A 19,786-nucleotide genomic window follows, 5' to 3' on the forward strand; every position below is an offset into this window, starting at 1 on the left:
CTTCGGTCAGCCGGTGTTGCGCAGGCCCGCGGCCACGCCGTTGACGGTGAGCAGCAGGGCTCGGGCCAGGAGCGGGTCCGCGTCCTCGCCGCGGGCGGCGGCGGCGCGCTGGCGGGCGAGCAGGGAGACCTGGAGGTAGGAGATCGGGTCCAGGTAGGCGTCGCGGACGGCGAAGGTCTGCTGGAGGACCGGGTTGGAGTCCAGGAGCTTGTGGCCGCCGGTGATGCGCAGGACCTCGCGGACGGTGAGCTCGTGTTCGGCCTCGATGCGGGTGAAGACGTGCTTGAGGTGGTCGGGTACGAGGGTGTCGACGTAGTGGCGGGCGATCCGCAGGTCGGTCTTGGCCAGCGTCATCTCGACGTTGGAGAGGAAGTTGCGGAAGAAGTGCCAGCGCTCGCCCATCTCGGTGAGGGCGTCGCCCTGGCCGGCCTCGCGCAGGGCCTTGAGGCCGGAGCCGACCCCGTACCAGCCGGGGACGATCTGGCGGGACTGGGTCCAGCCGAAGACCCACGGGATGGCGCGCAGTCCGTCCAGGCCGGCGCCGGAGTCGGGGCGCCGGGAGGGGCGGGAGCCGAGGTGGAGGTCGGCGAGCTGGTCGACGGGGGTGGCGGCGAAGAAGTACGCCGGCAGGTCCGGGTCCTCGACGAGTTGGCGGTAGGCGGTGTGGGCGGCGTCGGAGACGGTGTCCATGGCCGCGTCCCAGCGGGCGAGGTCGTCCTCGGACTGGCGGGGGGCGGTGTGCAGGGCGGATGCCTGGAGGGTGGCCGCGACGGTCAGTTCCAGGTTCTCGCGGGCCAGTGACGGTACGAGGTACTTGTCGGAGATGACCTCGCCCTGCTCGGTGACCTTGATCTCGCCTTCGAGGGTGCCCCAGGGCTGGGCGAGGATGGCGTCGTGCGAGGGGCCGCCGCCGCGGCCGACGGTGCCGCCGCGGCCGTGGAAGAGGCGCAGGCGGACGCCGTAGCGGTGGGCGACGTCGCGCAGCCGGCGCTGGGCGCGGTGGATCTCCCACTGGCTGGTGGTGATGCCGCCGAACTTGGAGGAGTCGGAGTAGCCGAGCATGACCTCCTGGACGTCGCCGCGCAGGGAGACGAGCCGTCGGTAGGAGGGGTCGGCGAGCATGGCGTCGAGGATGACGTCGGCGGCCTTGAGTTCGTCGGTGGTCTCCAGGAGGGGGACGATGCCGATCTTGGCCCAGCCGGCGTGGAGGTCGATGAGGCCGGCCTCGCGGGCGAGGACGGCGGCGGCGAAGACGTCGTCGGCGCCCTGGCACATCGAGATGATGTAGGACTCGATGACTTCGGGGCCGAACTTCTCGAAGGCGTCCTTGATGGCGAAGAAGACGCCGAGGGTCTTGTGTCCGGCGGCGTCGAGGGGCGCGGGGGTGGGGGCCAGGGGGCGGCGCGAGCGCAGTTCCTTGGCGAGGAGCTTCTGCCGGTAGTCGCGCGGCATGTCGGCGTAGCGCCAGGACTCCTCGCCGAGCCGGTCGAAGAGCTGGCCGAGGGCGTGGTGGTGGGCGTCGGCGTGTTCGCGGACGTCCATGGTGGCGAGCTGGAGGCCGAAGGCGGCCAGGGTGCGGATGGTGCGGTCCATGCGGCCGTCGGCGAAGAGGGCGCCGCGGTGTTCGCGCAGGGAGGTCTGGATGAGGGTGAGGTCGGTGAGGAGCTCGGCGGTGCCGAGGTAGTCGCGGCCTTCCTCGTGGGGGGTGCCCTTGGCGAGGCGCTCGCGGGTGTTGACGAGCTTCTGCCGGATGCAGGTGGCCTTGAGGCGGTAGGGCTCCTCGGCGTTGAGCCGCTTGTAGCGCGGGCTGATCTCGGGGAGGCGTTCGAGGTCGGCTTGGAGGGAGGAGAGGAGTTCCTCGGTGGCGCCGGTGTAGCGGATGGAGTTCGACAGGAGGCCGCGCAGGAAGTCGACGAGTTCGAGGGCGTCGGTGATGCCGTGTTCGTGCTGGAGGATCAGTACGTCGCGGGTGACGTCGGGGGTGACGTTGGGGTTGCCGTCGCGGTCGCCTCCGATCCAGGTGCCGAAGGTGAGCGGGCGGGTGCCGGCGGGGATCTCCACGCCGACGCGCTGGAGCTCGGCGGCGAGGTCTTCCAGTACGTCGCCGACGGCGCCGGCGTGCAGCTCGTCGAGGTAGTAGATGGCGTTGCGGGCTTCGTCGGCGGGTTCGGGGCGCACGACGCGCAGTTCGTCGGTCTGCCAGACGAGGTCGATGTTCTCGGCGAGGCGCAGGTCGTGGCGGCGGCGTTCGCCGGCGCCGGCGACGGGTTCTTCCAGGAGGGCCGCGATGCGGCGCAGCTTGTTGAGGACGCTGCGGCGGGCCGCTTCGGTGGGGTGCGCCGTGAAGACGGGGCGGACGTTGAGGTTCTTGACCGTCTCGCGCAGGTGCGCGGGGTCGGCGTCCTTGAGCATGTCGGCGGTGCGGGCGAGGAGGCTGCCTTCGGTGGCGCGGTGGGCGCGCAGTTCCTTGCCGCGGTGTACCTGTTCGGTGACGTTGGCGAGGTGGAAGTAGGTGGAGAAGGCCCGTACGAGCTTGGCGGCGGTCTCCAGGTCGGTGTCGCCGAGCAGTGCTGCGGCGGCTTCGCCGTCGGTGCGCGTGAGGGCGCGTACTTGTTCGACGAGGTCGAGGAGTTCTTGGCCTTCCTGGCGGACGAGGGTTTCGCCCAGGAGGTCGCCGAGGCGGCGGATGTCCGCGCGCAGCTCCGCGTTGGCGGCGGTGACGGCGGTGGCCGGGGCCTTGGCCGGGGTGGAGGAGGCCTGGTCAGCACTGCTCACAGGTGCGGCTCCTTGCAGTGTTCGAGCGCTACTGGGAGGTGGGCTCCGGGTTGCGCGGGGGACGGGTCCGGACTCCGGGCCCGGTGGTACCGGGAGGGGTCCAGGGGGTGTCCCCCACCTGGTGCGCAGCTCGGCTGCCCGTGCGGACCGCGCTGTCCGACGACACCAGGATAGGTGTCCGGGCCTCGTGCCTCGCCAAACGTCTCACCAGGCGGCGCGCGGCCTGCTGCGAGCGCCCTCGAGAGCGCCTCGGGCCCGGCCGTGCTCCCCTTGCCCCGGGCTCCGGTTTTGCCATACTTACGTTGCCGTAGGTTACGGATCCGTAGCCTGGATGGGCGCCCCGGGCGCCCCACCGATTACTCACCCCCCAGGGGACCCTCATGACCACCAGTCCCGAGCTGATCGAGGACGCCTCGGCAGCCTCCGATTCCGATACCCCCGCGCCCTCCGCGACCCTCGGGGGCGAGAACAAGCGGTCCGTCGAACAGATCGCCCTGCTGTTGTTCATCGTCGTTCCCTTCCTGGCCCTGCTGGCGGCGGTCCCGCTGGTGTGGGGCTGGGGGGTGAGCTGGCTGGATCTCGGCCTGATGGTGTTCATGTACTTCCTGGCCTGCCACGGGATCACCATCGGCTTCCACCGGTACTTCACGCACGGCTCCTTCAAGGCGAAGCGCCCGCTGCGGATCGCGCTGGCCGTGATGGGTTCGATGGCGGTGGAGGGTCCGCTGGTGCGCTGGGTGGCGGACCACCGCAAGCACCACAAGTTCTCCGATCACGACGGCGATCCGCATTCGCCGTGGCGGTTCGGGGAGACCGTTCCGGCCCTGATGAAGGGGTTGTGGTGGGCGCACATCGGGTGGCTGTTCGACGAGGAGCAGACCAATCAGCAGAAGTACGCCCCGGACCTGATCAAGGACCCGGCGCTCCGGCGGATCTCGCGTGACTTCGTCCTGTGGACGATCGTGTCGCTGGCGATCCCGCCGCTGGTGGGCGGTCTGGTGACGATGTCGTGGTGGGGTGCGTTCACGGCGTTCTTCTGGGGCTCGCTGGTGCGGGTCGCGCTGCTGCACCACGTGACGTGGTCGATCAACTCGATCTGCCACGCGGTGGGCAAGCGTCCGTTCCGGTCGCGGGACCGCTCGGGCAACGTGTGGTGGCTGGCGGTGCTCTCGTGCGGGGAGTCCTGGCACAACCTGCACCACGCGGACCCGACCTCGGCCCGGCACGGTGTGTTGCGCGGCCAGGTCGACTCCAGTGCCCGTCTGATCCGCTGGTTCGAGCTGGCGGGCTGGGCCACGGACGTGCGCTGGCCGTCCAAGGACCGCGTGGATGCCCGGCGCAGGGAAAACGCGTCGAACGCGGCATGATGGGGGACGTGGCGATCGACGGCAGCAGTTCCAGCGGTGACAAGCCCCGGCGTGGCCGCCGGGTTCGGATGACGGGCGCCGAACGGCGTCAGCAACTGCTGGACATCGGCCGCACCCTCTTCGCGGAGAAGGGCTTCGAGGGCACCTCTGTGGAGGAGATCGCGGCGAAGGCCGGGGTCTCCAAGCCGGTGGTGTACGAGCACTTCGGGGGCAAGGAGGGCCTGTACGCGGTGGTCGTGGACCGGGAGATGCGCCAGCTGCTGGACGGGGTGACGGGCGCGCTGACGGCCGGGCACCCGCGGGAGCTGCTGGAGCAGGCGGCGTTCGCGCTGCTCGACTACATCGAGTCGTACACGGACGGTTTCCGCATCCTGGTCCGGGACTCTCCGGTCGCCCAGTCGACGGGTACGTTCGCCTCGCTGATCAGCGACATCGCCACGCAGGTCGAGGACATCCTGGGGCTGGAGTTCAAGGCGCGCGGGTTCGACCCGAAGCTGGCACCGCTGTACGCGCAGGCGCTGGTCGGGATGGTCGCGCTGACCGGGCAGTGGTGGCTGGACGTGCGCAAGCCGAAGAAGGCGGAGGTCGCGGCGCATCTGGTGAACCTGGCCTGGCACGGGCTGGACGGGCTGGAGTCGAAGCCGCGGCTGGTCGGCCACCGCAGGAGCTGAGCCGCGGGGCCACGCACCGCGCGAACGCTCCCCGCGACGGCGCCCCGTCACCGGATCTCCGGTGGCGGGGCGCCGTCGCTCACACCGTCGCGTCGGGCGCGCGGGCCAGCGGTTCGAGGAACTCCAGGCGGTTGCCCACGGGGTCTTCGGAGTAGAAGCGGCGGTGTCCCGGCAGGTTCTCGTCCCAGACGACGTCGGCGCCGCGCTGCGCGAGTCTGTCCGCGTACGCCTCGATCCCCGTGACCCGCAGCCCGGGGTGCGCCTTGCGGGCGGGCCGGAAGTCCTCCTCGACGCCCAGGTGCAGCTGTACGGACCCGGCGGCGAACCAGCAGCCGCCGCGGGCGGCGAGGACGGGCGGCTTGGGGATCTCGGTCATGCCGAGTACGTGGGTGTAGTACGCGCGGAGCCGGTCCTCCGAGCCCGGCGGCGCCGCGAGTTGGACGTGGTCGACTGCGCTCAGCACGGCGGTCAGAGCTCCTTGCGGGCGACGGCGAAGATGCGGCGGAAGGGGAAGACGGTGCCGCGCGGGCCGGGCGGGTAGGCCTCGCGCAGCAGGTCGCGGTATTCGGCGAGGAAGGCCTCCACCGCCGTCCGGTCGTCCCCCAGGGCGGTCAGCACGGGCCTGAGGGCGGTGCCCTTGACCCAGTCGAGCACCGGGTCGGTGCCGGTGAGCAGCTGGTGGTAGGTGGTGTCCCAGGTGTCGGCGGTGCAGCCCAGCTCGACGAACCGGTCCAGGTAATCGCCGGGTTCGAGGAGGTGGATGTAGCGGGCGCCGTGGCCGGCGAGGCGGCTGCGCCAGCGCGGGGCGTCGCAGAGCCGGGCGAGCAGCGCGTGGCTGGGGGCGGTGAAGTTGGCGGGGATCTGGAAGGCGAAGGTGCCGCCGGGGCGCAGTCCGTTGATCCAGGCGGGGAAGGAGCCCGGGTGGCTGGGGACCCATTGGAGGGCCGCGTTGGAGACGATCAGGTCGTAGGGCTCCTCGGGGAGCCAGTGCGCGAGGTCGCCGTGGCGGAATTCGAGGCTGCCGCCGCCGGGGGTCTGCCCCGCGTACTCCTCGTCGGCGCGGCGGAGCATGTCCGGTGAGAGGTCGAAGCCGGTGATGTGGGCTTCGGGCCAGCGTTCGGCGAGGAGCGCCGTGACGTTGCCGGGGCCGCAGCCGAGGTCGGCGATGCGGGCGGGCCGGGTGGGGAGTTCGGGTATCCGGTTCAGGAGGTCGAGGAAGGGGCGGGTTCGGTGTCCGGCGTGCCGGAGGTACTGCTGGGGGTCCCAGGTGGGCGCGGACGGGGTGGCGGGTGCGGGGATCCTGGCCGATGCGGTATCGGAATGCATGTTCGAGCCTCCCTACGGGTGGGGCGTGCGGAAGCGGAAGCGGTTCCGGCCCCCTCCATGCCCATCGTCGCCCAAAATATATCTCGACGTCAAGATTCACGGTATGGAGATATCCATGTCCGAGATCCTCGATTTGAAGAGACTTCACGTCGACAGACCCCTTACACTGATCGGCATGGAGGACGAGGTCGACCGATTGGTCGCGGCATGGCGGCGGGAACGCCCTGACCTCGACGTGGAACCGCTCGAAGTGCTGAGCCGCGTCAGCAGGCTCGCCCGGCACCTCGACCGCGCCCGCAGGCTCGCCTTCTCCGAGCACGGTCTGGAGCCCTGGGAGTTCGACGTCCTGACGTCGCTGCGCCGCGCCGGCGCGCCCTACCAGCTCTCCCCCGGCCAGCTCCTGACCCAGACCCTGGTCACCTCGGGCACCATGACCAACCGCATCGACCGGCTCGCCAAGAAGGGCCTCGTGGAGCGGCTGCCCGACCCCAGCGACCGGCGGGGGGTGCTCGTACGCCTCACCCCGGAGGGACGCGACCGCGCCGACGAGGCCCTGGCGGGCCTGCTGGCCCAGGAGAGGGCGATCCTCGCCCAGCTCTCCCAGGCCCAGCGCGGCGATCTCGCCGGACTCCTACGCCAGTTGACCGCTCCGTTCGACAACATCCCCGGCTAGGTCCGCCGGCCGCACCCCCGCCCGCCGGGCCAGGGCCACCGCGGCGAGCGTGGAGTGCACCCCGAGCTTGCCCAGCACGTTCTGCATGTGCGTGCGGACGGTGTGCGGGGACAGGAACAGCCGCGCCGCCACGTCCTTGCGGCCCAGCCCCGCCACCATGCAGCGCAGCACCTCGTGCTCGCGCGGCGTGAGGGACTCCACGAGCCGTTCGCTGTCCGTACGGTGCTTGCGCGCAGCGGTCAGCTCCCGCAGGACCCCGGTGAGCAGCGCGGGCGGCAGGTGGGTCTCCTCGCGCAGGACCCCGCGGATGACGGCCAGCAGCCGCGAGAGCGAGCAGTCCTTCGCCACCCAGCCGGAGGCCCCCGCCTGGAGGGCGAGCGCCGCCCGGCGCGGATCGTCGCGCTCGGCGAGCACCACGGTGCGGACCCCGGGATGGGACACCCGCACCCCGGCGACGAGCGCGATCCCGTCGGCGCCGGGCGGAGACCCGGAGCCCGATTCGCGCTGCGCGGGCACGGCCCCGGCGGCGGCGCCGAGATCGGCGTCGACGAGCAGGACGTCGAAGCGGCGGCCCTCGGCCACCGCGCGTTCGAGGCAGCGCAGCGCGGCGGGACCGCTGCCGGCCGCGGACACGTCCACGTCGGGCTCGGCCGCGAGCGCGGCTGCGAGCGATTCGGCGAAGATGCGGTGATCGTCCACCACGAGAACCCGGATGCGAACCACAAAACCCCCAAGGGTCGGGGAACGGACGACTGCGGGTACGGCGCCCGGACCGGGTGGTCCGCAGCTGCCGCGGCCGCCGCCGAGACATCTCTGCACTACCCCGGAGCGGACGCCGTACCCGGCGTGTCTCGACCCCTGAATCAACACCGGCCCCCACCGGTGTCACGCATCAGCGTAGAACGGGGTACCGCTCGCGGTTGGCCGAATAGCAGAAGTTTTTCGAGGGATTTTCCGGCTGGGCAGGCGTGAACCAGGTTTGCGCTGGCTTGAATTCGACCACGTGGGCGGTCAGGAGGACGGTTTCCGCACGGCCCGTGCCACGGGCAGTTGCACGGAGGGCATTTCACCCGGCGTGTGCACGCCGGGCGCCCGCGCACCGCGCCCTCACCCGGCGCGGCCCGCGCCCGCGCGCTCCCCGCGCACGCCGATGCCCGCAGTGCGCCGTACGCACCGCGCCCCCCGCACGGTCGGGTGCGGGGGGCGCGGGTGAGGCCGGGGCGGCGGGTGGGTCAGGAACGGTGCTTGCGGGTGAAGTTCCAGGCGTCCGTGATGATGCCGGTGAGGTCCGAGCGGGACGGGGTCCACCCGAGCCGCTCGTGGGCCGCGCGCGCCGAGGCGACGAGCACCGCCGGGTCTCCGGCCCGGCGCGGGGCGACGACCTCCGGGATCTCGGCGCCCGTGACCTTGCGGACCGTCTCGACGACCTCGCGGACCGAGAAGCCGTTGCCGTTGCCGAGGTTGCAGATGAGGTGCTCGCCCGCGGTGGCGGCCTCCAGGGCGGCCAGGTGGGCCTCGGCCAGGTCGGCGACGTGGATGTAGTCGCGGACGCAGGTGCCGTCCGGGGTCGGGTAGTCCTCGCCGAACACCGAGATCGACTCCCGCTCGCCCAGGGCGACCTGGAGCACCAGCGGGATCAGGTGGGTCTCGGGGTCGTGCCGCTCGCCGAACTCCCCGTACGCGCCGGCCACGTTGAAGTAGCGCAGCGAGACCGCCGCGACGCCGTGCGCCGCGCACTCCCCGGTGATCATGTGGTCCACGGCCAGCTTGGTGGCGCCGTAGGGGTTGGTCGGCTTGGTGACCGAGTCCTCGGTGAGCAGGCCTTCGGTGGGCTCGCCGTAGGTGGCGGCCGTGGAGGAGAACACCAGCTTGCGCACGCCGTGGCCGCGCATCGCGGCCAGCAGGGCGAGCGTGCCGCCGACGTTGTTCTCCCAGTACTTGCCCGGGTTGGCTACGGACTCGCCGACCTGCGAGGACGCCGCGAAGTGCAGCACCGCGTCGTAGGAGGGGTCCAGGTGGCGCTCGGCGTCCTGGATCCGGCCCTCGACGAAGGCGGCGCCCGCCGGGACGCCCTCGCGGAAGCCGGTGGACAGGTCGTCGAGGACGGTGACCTCGTGCCCGGCCTCCAGGAGGTGCGCCGCCACGACGCTGCCGACGTATCCGGCGCCGCCGGTGACCATGTATTTCACTCGTCCACTGCCTTCTCGCGGGGAAATGCACGCGGGCGCGTGCACGTGCCGGTCACTGGCTTACCGGATTACGGGCCTCCGGGGAAATCGGCGGCCGCCGGCGGCAGTCCCGCCCGGTCCAGCAGCCCGGTACGGGCGGCCAGCGCGGCCGCCTCCAGCCGGGAGCCCACGCCCAGCTTCATCAGCACGCGCTGCACGTGCGTACGGGCGGTGCTCGGCGCGATTTCCATGCCCGCCGCGATGAGCCGGGTGTCCTCGCCGTCGGCGACCCGGACCAGCACCTCCACCTCGCGCGGAGTCAGCAGCCGCAGCAGCCGGCTGCCCTCGTCATCGGGCTGGGCGGCGGGGTTGAGGAGCTCCGCGAAGGCGCCCTGGAGCAGCTGCGGGGAGATCGCCACCTCCCCCGCCCGGGCCTTGGCCAGTGCCCGCTCCACCCCTTCGATCCGCTCGTCGTGGCGTACGTACCCCGAGGCGCCGGCGGCGAAGGCGGCCGCGATCCCGCGGGGGCTCGGCACCGGGCCGAGGACGACGACGGCGATCTGCGGCCGTTCCCGCTTGATGCGGACGACCGGCTCGAAGACCCCCGGTTCGGCGGGGGTCGCGGTGCCCAGCAGGCAGACCTCCGGCGCCCGGCTGATGACCAGCTCGGCGGCGCCCGCGGCCGGGGCGGCCGCGGCCAGCACCCGGTGCCCGCGCAGTTTGAGGGCCGAGGCCAGCGCCTCGGCCAGCAGCCGGTGTTCGTCGAGCACCATGACCCGTACGCCCATCGCGCACCCACCCCCGCCCTTCTGACCCGGCAAGCTACACGCTTGTTCGACGGTGCGCGGCGGATACCGCGCAGAAGCCCCCGGAAGGCGGACCTTCCGGGGGCTCCTGCCCGCTGCGCCGTGCGGCTGCGATCGGCCGGGTATCAGCTGGCGGTGAAGGAGACGAACAGGTACTCGGGGTCACCCTTGTCGGAGTACGGCTTGCGGGCCGTCGTCCGGGAGATGAAGAGCTTGCCGTTGTGGTAGCGGTACTCGGAGTAGTCGGGCGAGAAGCCGGTCTCGGCGGTGCGGCTGGCCTTCTCCGCCGGGTTCTCCATGAGGACGGTCTCCTTCATCGTCGCACCGTCGATGCTGACGACCTGGCCGCCCTTGTCGTACGGGGGCTCCTTGTACGCGATGATGTTCGGCCCGTCCATGCGGAGCGGGAACAGGGTGTACCGCTCACCCGCGTCGGCGCGGTCGGTGGTCTGCTTGCCGGTCTCCAGGTCGAAGGAGAGCAGCTCGTTGGTGCGGCCGACCTCCGCCGAGCCCTGGTGCTCGATCGAGGGCAGGTAGATCTTGCCGTTTCCGACGACGAAGCCGGCGCACTTCTCGACCTCGGTGCCACCGCACTTGCCGCCGAAGGTGCCGGAGGCGAGCGAGATGCGCGCCTTCAGCTCGCCCTTGGGGTCGACGACGAAGAGGTCGCTGACGCCGGAGGCGTTCTTGGCGGTCTTGCCGACGTCGGCGCCGACGATGAGGGGCTTGGTGGAGACGATGGACGCCCACTGGATGCCCGGGGAGAGCTTGTACGAGGACAGCTGGGCGCCGGTGGCCGGATCGAGCGTCTGCGCGTACAGGGTCTGGTTGTCGCCGCTGCCGCACTTGCGGATCACGCCGAGGGCCTCGCCGCCGGCGTATCCGCTGTCGTAGCAGCCCTCGCCGTCGACCTTGGGCGTCCACAGGGACTTGCCGTCGGCCAGGTTCCAGGCGGCGCCTCCGCTGGTGCCGCCCGCGGCGACGGTCTGGCCGCTGATGGTGACCTCGTAGTAGGAGGCGGGCTTGTCGCCGGTGGTGGCGCCCTTGGCGTTGCCGGACCACAGGAGCTTTCCGGCGTTCAGGTCGATGACGCCGACCTCGGTGCACGCGGGGTACTTGTTGTCGGGCGTGGGCTTGGTGGGCCGGAAGAGGACGGCCGTCTTGTTGTCGCTGACGTGCTTGGTGGCGGCGCAGAGTTCGCCGGGGAGGGGGATCTCCCACTTCTTGCCGCCGTCGACGGTGTTGTAGCCGACGACCTTCGCCACGTCCGACTTGATGTAGGTGGTGTCGGTGATCCAGGAGCCCGCGACCGTGACGACCTCTTCCGGGGTCGGGTTGGGCTGGTTGAACAGCGGCTTCGACTTGGTGTTGGCGGGCACCTTCTCCGAACCGGGGGTGCCGGAGGCCGGCTTGTCGCCGCCGGTGGTGCCGTTCGCGGTGGGCTGCTTGCCGCCGCCGCCGTCGTCGCCGGAGACGTACCAGAAGCCGCCCGCGATGATCAGGACGATGGCCAGCAGGGCCGCGCCGACGATCATCTGCTGGGTGCGCTTGTCGTTGCCGCCGCCCGGGCCTGCCGGGGGCCGGGCCGCGTACATCGGGGCCGTGGGCGCGCCGTAGGACGGCGGGGCTCCGGCCCCGGCGGGCGGCTGGGGGTAGCCGTACCCCTGCTGGGGATAGCCGTACGCCGGCTGCTCCTGCGGCGCCGCGCCCGGCGCGGCGGGTGCGGTCGGCGGAGCCGGCGGTACGGGCGGCTGCTGCGGCGGGGCCGGCGGCATGGGCGGCGGCTGCGGGGCGCCCTGCGGCGCGGGCGACGGCTGCGGGGCGCCGAAGCCGCCGGGTGCGGGCTCCTGCGGCGCGCCGAAGCCCCCGGCGGGCGGCTGGTGGGGTGGCGGCGGGGTACTCATCGCTTGCTACTGCCTCTCGGTGGGCGGCTCGGTGGACTCGATGCGCGTCATTTGCCGAAGACCATCAGGAGCTTCTCGGCGGTGCCCTTGGCGAGAAGACGGGACTGGGAGACGAAGAGCCTGCCGTCCGCGTAGTCGACGACCGGGGTGAAGAAGGAGCTCTCGATCGGAGCGGAGGTCCCCGACGGGTTGCGCAGCAGCGCGGTGGGCGTGCCGCCGGCGGCCGGGATCGACAGGACCTCGCCGCCCTGGTCGGAGGTGGCCTTGCGGTAGGCGATGAGCTGCCCGTTCGCGGCGCTCAGCGGGACGATGGTGCGGCCGTCCCCGGCGGGGGTGCGCCATTTGGCCTTGCCGGTGCCCAGGTCGAAGGCGACGATCTCGTTGGCCTTGCCGGGCGCGGCGACGGTCGGCATGTAGAGGGTGCCCGCGTCCACGGCGGTGGTGGCGCAGATCTCGACGGAGCGGAAGAGGCCGTTGGCGCACTCGGTGGCGAAGCTGCCCTCGCCGCTCACGGTGGCGCGCTGCTTCCCGTCGGGTCCGAGGACCACGATGGCGCGTTCCTTCTTGTCCTGGTTGCCGATGTCGAGGACGAGCGGGTCGAGCGAGTAGACGGCGCCGACCTTGTACTTGGCGGGCAGCCTGAAGGTCCAGGTCTTCTTGCCGGTGACCGGGTCGGCGTCGGAGACCTCGCCGGTGAGGTCGTCGTCGTAGCAGGTCGCGAGGGCGATCATCTTGCCCTTGTCCGCCACGTACGCGTCGGGCTTGCAGCCCTCGGCGGTGGCGCTGCCGAACAGCTTGTCGCCGGTGCTGACCTTGAAGGCGCTGGCGGTGCCGCTGCGGCTGACGGCGACGGTGTCGCCGGTGATGCCCAGGCTGGGGCTGGTCATGATGTCGAAGAGGCCCTCCTTGGGGACCTCCTTCGTCCAGCCTTCCTTGCCCGTCTTGAGGTCGACCTGCTTCATCTGGTTGCAGGTGGCGGAGTCGCCGTCGCCGTCCTTGAACATGACGACGGTCTTGCCCTCGGCGGTGGTCTGCTTGGTGACGGAGCAGACGGGCGTGGGGAAGGCGAGGGTCCACTTCTCCTTGCCGTCGGCGATCCCGTAGGCGGTGAGGTTCTTCCAGACGCTCTTGACGACGGTGCCGCCGACGATCCACTGGCCGGCGGAGTCGACGCCGAGGCCGGGACCGTCGATCTTGGCGGTCTTGAGCCAGAGGGTCTTGTCCTCGCCCTGCTTGCGGCCGGCGTTGAGGTCCTCGGTCGGCTCGCTCCCGTTGCCGCTGCCGTCGCCGTTGTCCACGGTGGCGGAGGCCTTGGCGTCGGCGGGCGTGGAGCCCTGCGCGACGGGCTGCTTCGGGTCGCCGTCGCCGCTCAGGAAGGCGAAGTAGCCGCCGGTGCCGAGCACGAGCACCCCGGCGACGGCCGCGGCGACGATGACGGCGGTCTTCTTCTTCGGCGGCTGAGGCGCGCCCCCGGCCGGGTACATGCCGGCGGTGGGCATGCCCGCGGTGGGCATGCCGGGGGGCGGCGGGAAGTAGCCCTGCTGGGGCCCGGACGGCGGCACGGGCTGCTGCATGGGCTGCGTGGGCGGCTGCTGCGCGTACGGGTTGTCGCCCTGCTGCGGGTACCCGTAACCGGGCTGCGGCGGGCCGGGCAGGTGACCGTAACCGGAAGGCGTGGGCGGCTGGTTCGGCGGCTGGGGCGGCTCGGTCATCAGCGCGTACCTTCGGCTTCGGGTGGCGTGGGGAGATGACCTTTCTATCACTGACGGCGCTTTTACAACGGGCCGGTCCGACCCCTGTTCCCAAGGGAGGACCGGCCCGTGACAACGCCGTTATCGGGTCGGGCGACGCGTGCCGCCGGCGGAATCTAGGCCTCCTCGGCCAGCTCCAGCCAGCGCATCTCCAATTCGTCGCGCTCCGAGATGAGTTCGCGCAGCTCGGCGTCGAGCTTGGCGACCTTGTCGAAGTCGGTGGCGTTCTCGGCGATCTGCGCGTGCAGGTTGCTCTCGCGGTCCGACATCTTGTTGAGCTGCCGCTCGATCTTCTGGAGTTCCTTCTTCGCCGCGCGGGAGTCGCCGGAGGCGGAGGACTTGGCGGCGGCCGGGGCGGGCGCCGGGGCGGCCGCCTCGATCATCTTCTGCCGGCGCTCCAGGTACTCGTCCAGGCCGCGCGGCAGCATCCGCAGGCTCGCGTCGCCCAGCAGCGCCATCACCGTGTCGGTGGTGCGCTCGATGAAGAACCGGTCGTGGGAGATGACGATCATCGAGCCGGGCCAGCCGTCGAGGAGGTCCTCCAGCTGGGTGAGGGTCTCGATGTCGAGGTCGTTGGTGGGCTCGTCGAGGAAGAGCACGTTGGGCTCGTCCATCAGCAGGCGCAGGATCTGCAGCCGGCGCCGCTCACCGCCCGAGAGGTCGCCGACGGGCGTCCACTGCTTCTCCTTGGTGAAGCCGAACTGCTCGCACAGCTGACCTGCCGTCATCTCGCGGCCCTTGCCGAGGTCGACGCGGTCGCGCACGCGCTGGACGGCCTCCAGGACCCGCAGGGACGGGTCCAGTTCGCCGACCTCCTGGGAGAGGTACGCCAGCTTGACCGTCTTGCCGACGGTGACCGTCCCGGCGACCGGCTGGACGTCGCCCTGCGTACGGGCCGCCTCCGCGAGCGCCCGCAGCAGCGAGGTCTTGCCCGCGCCGTTGACGCCGACGAGGCCGATGCGGTCGCCGGGACCGAGGTGCCAGGTGAGGTGCTTGAGCAGGACCTTCGATCCGGCCTGGACGCTGACGTTCTCCAGGTCGAACACGGTCTTGCCCAGGCGGGCGTTGGCGAAGCGCATCAGCTCGGACTTGTCGCGCGGCGGCGGCACGTCGGCGATGAGCTCGTTGGCGGCCTCGATGCGGTAGCGCGGCTTGGATGTGCGGGCGGGGGCGCCGCGGCGCAGCCAGGCCAGCTCCTTGCGCATCAGGTTCTGCCGCTTGGTCTCCTCGGTGGCGGCGATGCGCTCGCGCTCGGCGCGGGCGAAGACGTAGTCGCTGTAGCCGCCCTCGTACTCGTAGACGGAGCCGCGCTGGACGTCCCACATGCGGGTGCAGACCTGGTCGAGGAACCAGCGGTCGTGGGTGACGCAGACGAGCGCCGAGCGGCGCTCCTGGAGGTGCCGGGCCAGCCAGGAGATGCCCTCGACGTCGAGGTGGTTGGTGGGCTCGTCGAGGACGAGGAGGTCCTGGTCGGCGATGAGCAGCTTGGCGAGCGCGATGCGGCGGCGCTCGCCGCCGGAGAGCGGGCCGATGACGGTGTCGAGGCCCTGGCCGAAGCCGGGGAGGTCGAGGCCGCCGAAGAGCCCGGTGAGCACGTCGCGGATCTTGGAGTTGCCGGCCCACTCGTGGTCGGCCATGTCCCGGATGATCTCGTGGCGGATGGTCGCCGCGGGGTCGAGGGAGTCGTGCTGGGTGAGGACGCCCATGCGCAGGCCGCCGCTCTGGGTGACCCGGCCGGTGTCGGGCTCCTCCAGCTTGGCGAGCATGCGGATGAGGGTGGTCTTGCCGTCGCCGTTGCGGCCCACGACACCGATCCGGTCTCCCTCGGACACGCCGAGGGAGATGCCGTCGAGCAGGGCACGGGTTCCGTACACCTTGCCGACTGCCTCGACATTGACCAGATTGACGGCCATCAGACGCGCTCCAGGGAAGGGTGTGGATCAGCCCCTCAGCCTAACCCTCCGAGCGGATGCCGAACGCTCCACCAGGAGCCAGCCCCCCAGAGCCATGCCGATGGCGGCGGGCGCGGTCACCGGAAGGGCGATGAGGGTGGCGCTGTGGCCCTCCAGCAGTCCGCCGAGCCCGGTCATGGACAGGCCGAGGATCCCGAGCAGGCACAGGGTGGTCCCCAGGGCGGCGCGGGGCCCCGATCCGGGCTCGGCGCGGCCGCGGCCGGGGGCCTCGAAGCGGCGGAAGACGGCGACGAGTACGCCGGTCAGCGCGGTGGCGGCGAGCAGCCGTACGGGGACCTGCGCCCACCAGGCGGCGGTGGCCGGCTCGGGCAGGCGCAGGCCGAGGCCGAGCTGGGCGGCGTACACGGCGAGCATGGCGGTGAGGTGCCAGAGGAAGGCGGTCATGGCGATCCCGTTGGCGGCGACCACCGGGCGCCAGACCCGGGGCCGGGCGAGCAGCGCGGCGGCGGGCCCGCGGAGCAGTTCCACGGCTCCGACGAGCCATGTCCCGTGGGCCAGCAGCGCGAGGGTGGGCGGGGCCATGTTGGACACCTTCTCGCCCGGCATCCCGACCATGGACAGCGGGTACGGGCCGCAGGCGACGAGCAGGACGGCGCCGGCCAGCCCCGCGGCGGCGAGCAGTGCGGGGCGGGTGATCCGCCCGTCGGCGCGCAGGAAGCCGAGCTGGTGGACGGCGAGCCAGACGAAGGCGAAGTTCAGGAACTCCACGTACGGGACGCCGAGCGCGAAGCGCAGGACGTCCACGGCGGCGGCGGCCGCGGCCGGCGCGGCGAAGGCCCCCCAGCCCCAGCGCCGGTGGAGCGTCAGCAGGGGCGGGGTGAAGGCGACCGCGGCGAGGTAGATCCCGATGAACCAGAGCGGCTGGGTGACCAGCCGCAGGGCGGCCCCGGTCAGCTTGCCCTCCCCGGCGCCGGCGAGCTGGACGGCGAGCGCCCCGGCGGTCCAGACGAGGACGAAGACGATCGTGGGCCGCAGCAGTCGCCGGAGCCGGGCCCGCAGGAAGGCGGCGTAGACGGGCCGCCCCTCGGCCCGCCGGGCCAGGGACCGGTAGGACAGGGCGTGCGAGAACCCGCCGACGAAGAAGAACACCGGCATGATCTGCAGGCCCCAGGTGAGCACTTGGAGCGCGGGGACGAGGGCGAGCAGGTTCCCTATGCCGTCACTGCTGACGGCGGCCATCAGCCAGTGTCCGAGCAGCACGGTCCCCAGCGAGGCGACCCGCAGCAGGTCGACGTAGCGGTCCCGGCTCCCGGGGGTGGCCTCGGCGAGGTCCTTGGCGGTGTGCGCGGCGTATCCCATGGGTGCACGTTCCCGCCCGGGGGCCGGGCGGGAACAGAGCGCTGGTACTCACTTCGCTCTGGGTACCCCCGCGTACGGGGGCGCCTCAGGACGGCAGGACCGTGGCCCCCGGGGCCGGGCTGGTGGCGGTCCGGGTCGTGCGGCAGGTGCCGGACGCTTCGAGGGCGGCGGCGACCTTGAGGGCGGATTCCGGGTCGCGGACCAGGAAGGCCGTCGTGGGGCCGGAGCCGGAGACCAGCGTGGCCAGGGCGCCGGCCGAGGTGCCCGCCTCCAGGGTCGCGGCCAGCTGCGGGCGCAGCGACAGCGCCGCCGGCTGGAGGTCGTTGGCCAAGGTCGCGGCGAGGGCGTCCGCGTCGCCCGAGGCGAGGGCGGTGAGCAGCGCCGGCGCGGCCTGCGGGACGGGGATGCTCCGGCCTTCGGCGAGGCGGTCGAACTCGCGGAACACCGCGGGCGTCGACAGTCCGCCGTCGGCCACGGCGAACACCCAGTGGAAGGTGCCGGCCTCGACCGGGGTCAGGAGCTCGCCGCGCCCGGTGCCCAGTGCCGCCCCGCCGACCAGGCTGAACGGCACGTCGCTGCCGAGTTCCGCGCAGATCTCCAGCAGCTGGGCGCGCGGCGTGCCCAGGCCCCACAGGGCGTCGCAGGCCAGCAGCGCGCCGGCGCCGTCGGCGCTGCCGCCCGCCATGCCGCCGGCGACGGGGATGTTCTTCGCGATGTGCAGGTGGACGGCGTCGGAGCGGCCGTTGCGGGCGGCGAGGATCTCGGCCGCCCGCGCCGCCAGGTTCGTACGGTCCAGCGGGACCTGGTCGGCGTCCGGTCCGGAGCAGGTGACGGTCAGGGTCTCGGCCGGGGTGACCGTCACCTCGTCGTAGAGGGACACGGCGAGGAAGACGTTGGCCAGGTCGTGGAAGCCGTCGGCCCGGGCCGCCCCCACCGCCAGCTGCACGTTGACCTTCGCAGGGACCCGTACGGTCACGCTCTTGTGCGTACGGGGGCTCACAGCGCGGGCCTCTGCGCCGCCGGCTTGTGCTCGGCGATCGCCGCGAACTCCTCCACCGTCAGCGACTCGCCGCGCGCCTGCGGGGACACCCCGGCGGCGACCAGCGCCTGTTCGGCGCCCGCCGCCGAGCCGGCCCAGCCGGACAGGGCGGCCCGCAGCGTCTTGCGGCGCTGGGCGAAGGCGGCGTCCACGACGGCGAAGACCTCGGCCTTCGTGGCGCTCGTCTTGATCGGTTCGGAGCGCCGCACCAGCGAGACCAGGCCCGAGTCCACGTTCGGCGCGGGCCAGAACACGTTGCGGCCGATGGATCCGGCCCGCTTCACGTCCGCGTACCAGTTCGCCTTGACCGAGGGCACCCCGTAGACCTTGTTGCCCGGCTTGGCCGCCAGCCGGTCGGCGACCTCCGCCTGCACCATCACCAGCGTGCGCTCGATGCTCGGGAACCGGTCCAGCATGGTCAGCAGCACCGGCACGGCCACGTTGTAGGGCAGGTTCGCGACGAGCGCGGTCGGCGCCGGACCGGGCAGCTCCTCGACCAGCATCGCGTCGGAGTGCACCAGCGCGAAGCGGTCCTTGCGCTGCGGCATCCGCGCCTCGATGGTGGCGGGCAGCGCGGCGGCCAGGACGTCGTCGATCTCGACGGCGGTGACCCGGTCGGCGGCCTCCAGCAGCGCGAGCGTCAGCGAGCCCAGCCCCGGCCCGACCTCGACGACGACGTCGTCGGGCCGCACCTCGGCGGTGCGCACGATGCGGCGCACCGTGTTGGCGTCGATGACGAAGTTCTGGCCCTTCTGCTTCGTCGGCCGGACGCCGAGTACGGCGGCCAGCTCGCGGATGTCCGCCGGCCCGAGGAGGGCGTCGGAGGTGGTGCCGGCCGTGCCGGCGGCCGTACTGCCGGTCGTGCTGCCGGTCGTGCTCTCGGGCTGCTGCTCTGCGGTGCTCACCCGTAAAGCCTACGGCCGCAGTGCGGCCACGGGGTCGCGCCCCTTTGTACGTAGAGCTTCTTCGCCCGGAACGTCTGTTCCGGGCCCGGGGCGTCCTGGGGGCGGCCGGAACCGCCGAGGCTCTGCCAGGTGCGGACGTCGAACTGGTAGAGGCCGCCGTAGGTGCCCGAGGCGTCGGTGGCGGAGGGGCGGCCGCCGGACTCGCACTGGGCCAGCGCCCCCCAGTCGAGGCCGTCGGCCCCGGCGACGGAGGTCGGCAGCGGCCGCGTGCCGACCTTGACGAGCTGGGTGACGGGATCGCGGACGGTCTCCTCGGCGACCTTGCGGGGCTTTTGCCGCACCCCGTTGACGGTGCGCAGGACGTACGTGACCCGGCGCGCGCCGGGCCGGCCCGCCCGCTCGACGACCTCGGTGCCGGCGAACAGGGAGTCGTCCTCGGTCTTCTCGGTCGCGTACGGGATGCGCTCCTCGCGGACCTCGCGGGTGCCGGTGATGCGGAGCACGGTGACGGTCTGGCCGTCGCGGGGGAAGGAGGCGGGCGGGACGGAGGTGGTGTCCTGGCCCTGGAGGGTGATCCCGGCCTGGCCGAGGGCTTCCTGGACGGTGGCGGCGTTGGTGCGGATGGTGCTTTCGCGGCCGTCCGCCATGAAGGTGACGCTGCGTTCGGTGCGGACGGCGAGGGTGAGGCCGGCCCGCGGCACGGCGGCGGTGCGCGGGGCGGAGAGGTAGGCGCCCTCGACGCGGATGCCGAGCTGGCGCAGGGCCCCCTCGACGGTGTCCGCGGTGGTCCACACCTGGCGGCTCTGCCCGTCGAGGGTCAGGCGCACGGGGCGGCCGTGGCGGACGACGACCTCGTCGCCGTCGCCGAGGGCCTCGGTGCGCGCGGGGGCGACGAGGTCGTGGGGGCCGACGCCGAGGCCCTCGGCGTCGAGGAGCTCGTCGACGTCGTCGGCGAAGGTGTGCAGGGTGCGGGGCTCGCCGTCGACGGTGAGCCGTACGGACTTGTCGGCGGCGACGAAGGCCGTGGTGCCGCCGGCCAGGAAGGCGACGACGAGGGCCTGCGGGACGATCCGCCGCCAGGTGCCCGGGCCCGCGGCGGCGCCGGCGACGGCGCCGCGGCGCCTGCGGC

General features: G+C 72.4%; 16 protein-coding genes. 3 read left to right on the forward strand and 13 right to left on the reverse strand.

The genetic code is table 11. The annotated features are described in order from the left end of the window. Window positions 1–6: 6 nt before the first annotated feature. A complete protein-coding gene (gene ppc, locus ACS04_RS25710) occupies window positions 7–2,775 on the reverse strand; it encodes a phosphoenolpyruvate carboxylase (RefSeq protein WP_048479138.1) in 2,769 nt (922 codons plus the stop codon). Window positions 2,776–3,155: 380 nt separating this feature from the next. Between ppc and ACS04_RS25715 the strand changes: the two genes are divergently transcribed. After that, window positions 3,156–4,142 carry an acyl-CoA desaturase gene (locus ACS04_RS25715; protein WP_209441776.1) on the forward strand — a complete coding sequence of 329 codons (987 nt, stop codon included), beginning with the start codon at window positions 3,156–3,158 and terminating at the stop codon, window positions 4,140–4,142. After that, window positions 4,142–4,813: a TetR/AcrR family transcriptional regulator gene (locus ACS04_RS25720; protein ID WP_158977500.1), complete on the forward strand. Its 672-nt coding sequence runs from the start codon at window positions 4,142–4,144 to the stop codon at window positions 4,811–4,813. The genes ACS04_RS25715 and ACS04_RS25720 overlap by 1 nt, the downstream gene beginning before the upstream one ends. A gap of 79 nt (window positions 4,814–4,892) precedes the next feature. Here ACS04_RS25720 and ACS04_RS25725 read toward each other — a convergent pair whose 3' ends face one another. Both ACS04_RS25725 and ACS04_RS25730 read right to left on the reverse strand, forming a co-directional pair. After that, a complete protein-coding gene (locus ACS04_RS25725) occupies window positions 4,893–5,276 on the reverse strand; it encodes a VOC family protein (RefSeq protein ID WP_048479140.1) in 384 nt (127 codons plus the stop codon). Window positions 5,277–5,281: 5 nt separating this feature from the next. Beyond that, window positions 5,282–6,139 (reverse strand): trans-aconitate 2-methyltransferase, encoded by an 858-nt coding sequence (locus tag ACS04_RS25730; protein ID WP_048479141.1) that lies wholly within the window; start codon window positions 6,137–6,139, stop codon window positions 5,282–5,284. A gap of 175 nt (window positions 6,140–6,314) precedes the next feature. On the opposite strand from ACS04_RS25730, the gene ACS04_RS25735 reads away from it, so the two are divergent. After that, the gene (locus tag ACS04_RS25735; RefSeq protein WP_048479142.1) at window positions 6,315–6,812 is read left to right on the forward strand and encodes a MarR family winged helix-turn-helix transcriptional regulator; all 498 of its coding nucleotides are present in this window, start codon (window positions 6,315–6,317) and stop codon (window positions 6,810–6,812) included. Here the strand turns inward: ACS04_RS25735 and ACS04_RS25740 are convergent. The 10 genes from ACS04_RS25740 to ACS04_RS25785 all read right to left on the reverse strand — a co-directional run. Then, on the reverse strand, window positions 6,771–7,535 hold the full coding sequence (locus ACS04_RS25740) for a response regulator transcription factor (protein WP_048479143.1): 765 nt from the start codon (window positions 7,533–7,535) through the stop codon (window positions 6,771–6,773). The genes ACS04_RS25735 and ACS04_RS25740 overlap by 42 nt on opposite strands. A 509-nt stretch (window positions 7,536–8,044) precedes the next feature. Continuing rightward, window positions 8,045–8,992, reverse strand: a complete 948-nt coding sequence (gene galE / locus ACS04_RS25745; RefSeq protein WP_048479144.1) for a UDP-glucose 4-epimerase GalE — start codon at window positions 8,990–8,992, stop codon at window positions 8,045–8,047. A 77-nt stretch (window positions 8,993–9,069) separates the two neighbouring features. Beyond that, the gene (locus ACS04_RS25750) at window positions 9,070–9,768 is read right to left on the reverse strand and encodes a response regulator transcription factor (protein ID WP_048479145.1); all 699 of its coding nucleotides are present in this window, start codon (window positions 9,766–9,768) and stop codon (window positions 9,070–9,072) included. Between the two features lie 143 nt (window positions 9,769–9,911). Continuing rightward, window positions 9,912–11,690: an outer membrane protein assembly factor BamB family protein gene (locus ACS04_RS25755; protein WP_048479146.1), complete on the reverse strand. Its 1,779-nt coding sequence runs from the start codon at window positions 11,688–11,690 to the stop codon at window positions 9,912–9,914. A 47-nt stretch (window positions 11,691–11,737) separates the two neighbouring features. Beyond that, a complete protein-coding gene (locus ACS04_RS25760) occupies window positions 11,738–13,402 on the reverse strand; it encodes an outer membrane protein assembly factor BamB family protein (protein WP_048479147.1) in 1,665 nt (554 codons plus the stop codon). Window positions 13,403–13,557: 155 nt separating this feature from the next. Next, window positions 13,558–15,354: an ABC-F family ATP-binding cassette domain-containing protein gene (locus ACS04_RS25765; RefSeq protein WP_048479148.1), complete on the reverse strand. Its 1,797-nt coding sequence runs from the start codon at window positions 15,352–15,354 to the stop codon at window positions 13,558–13,560. Window positions 15,355–15,381: 27 nt separating this feature from the next. Next, entirely contained in the window at window positions 15,382–16,713 is a 1,332-nt protein-coding gene (locus tag ACS04_RS25770) for an acyltransferase family protein (protein ID WP_048479149.1), read from the reverse strand. An 85-nt stretch (window positions 16,714–16,798) separates the two neighbouring features. After that, a complete protein-coding gene (locus ACS04_RS25775; protein WP_209441777.1) occupies window positions 16,799–17,689 on the reverse strand; it encodes a 4-(cytidine 5'-diphospho)-2-C-methyl-D-erythritol kinase in 891 nt (296 codons plus the stop codon). 20 nt (window positions 17,690–17,709) lie between these two features. After that, window positions 17,710–18,549: a 16S rRNA (adenine(1518)-N(6)/adenine(1519)-N(6))-dimethyltransferase RsmA gene (gene rsmA, locus ACS04_RS25780; protein WP_048479166.1), complete on the reverse strand. Its 840-nt coding sequence runs from the start codon at window positions 18,547–18,549 to the stop codon at window positions 17,710–17,712. A gap of 104 nt (window positions 18,550–18,653) precedes the next feature. After that, on the reverse strand, window positions 18,654–19,786 hold a 1,133-nt coding region (locus ACS04_RS25785), incomplete at its 5' end, for a resuscitation-promoting factor (protein ID WP_048479151.1).

The sequence above is a fragment of the Streptomyces roseus genome (genome assembly GCF_001044425.1).
GTDB classification, from domain to species: Bacteria; Actinomycetota; Actinomycetes; order Streptomycetales; family Streptomycetaceae; genus Streptomyces; species Streptomyces roseus.

Coding starts and splice junctions, on each gene's coding strand:
- ACS04_RS25715 (WP_209441776.1), top strand. CDS start 3,156: ATGACCACCAGTCCCGAGCTGATCGAGGACGCCTCGGCAGCCTCCGAT.
- ACS04_RS25720 (WP_158977500.1), top strand. CDS start 4,142: ATGGGGGACGTGGCGATCGACGGCAGCAGTTCCAGCGGTGACAAGCCC.
- ACS04_RS25730 (WP_048479141.1), bottom strand. CDS start 6,139: ATGCATTCCGATACCGCATCGGCCAGGATCCCCGCACCCGCCACCCCG.
- ACS04_RS25735 (WP_048479142.1), top strand. CDS start 6,315: ATGGAGGACGAGGTCGACCGATTGGTCGCGGCATGGCGGCGGGAACGC.
- galE (WP_048479144.1), bottom strand. CDS start 8,992: ATGGTCACCGGCGGCGCCGGATACGTCGGCAGCGTCGTGGCGGCGCAC.
- ACS04_RS25750 (WP_048479145.1), bottom strand. CDS start 9,768: ATGGGCGTACGGGTCATGGTGCTCGACGAACACCGGCTGCTGGCCGAG.
- ACS04_RS25755 (WP_048479146.1), bottom strand. CDS start 11,690: ATGAGTACCCCGCCGCCACCCCACCAGCCGCCCGCCGGGGGCTTCGGC.
- ACS04_RS25760 (WP_048479147.1), bottom strand. CDS start 13,402: ATGACCGAGCCGCCCCAGCCGCCGAACCAGCCGCCCACGCCTTCCGGT.
- ACS04_RS25765 (WP_048479148.1), bottom strand. CDS start 15,354: ATGGCCGTCAATCTGGTCAATGTCGAGGCAGTCGGCAAGGTGTACGGA.
- ACS04_RS25770 (WP_048479149.1), bottom strand. CDS start 16,713: ATGGGATACGCCGCGCACACCGCCAAGGACCTCGCCGAGGCCACCCCC.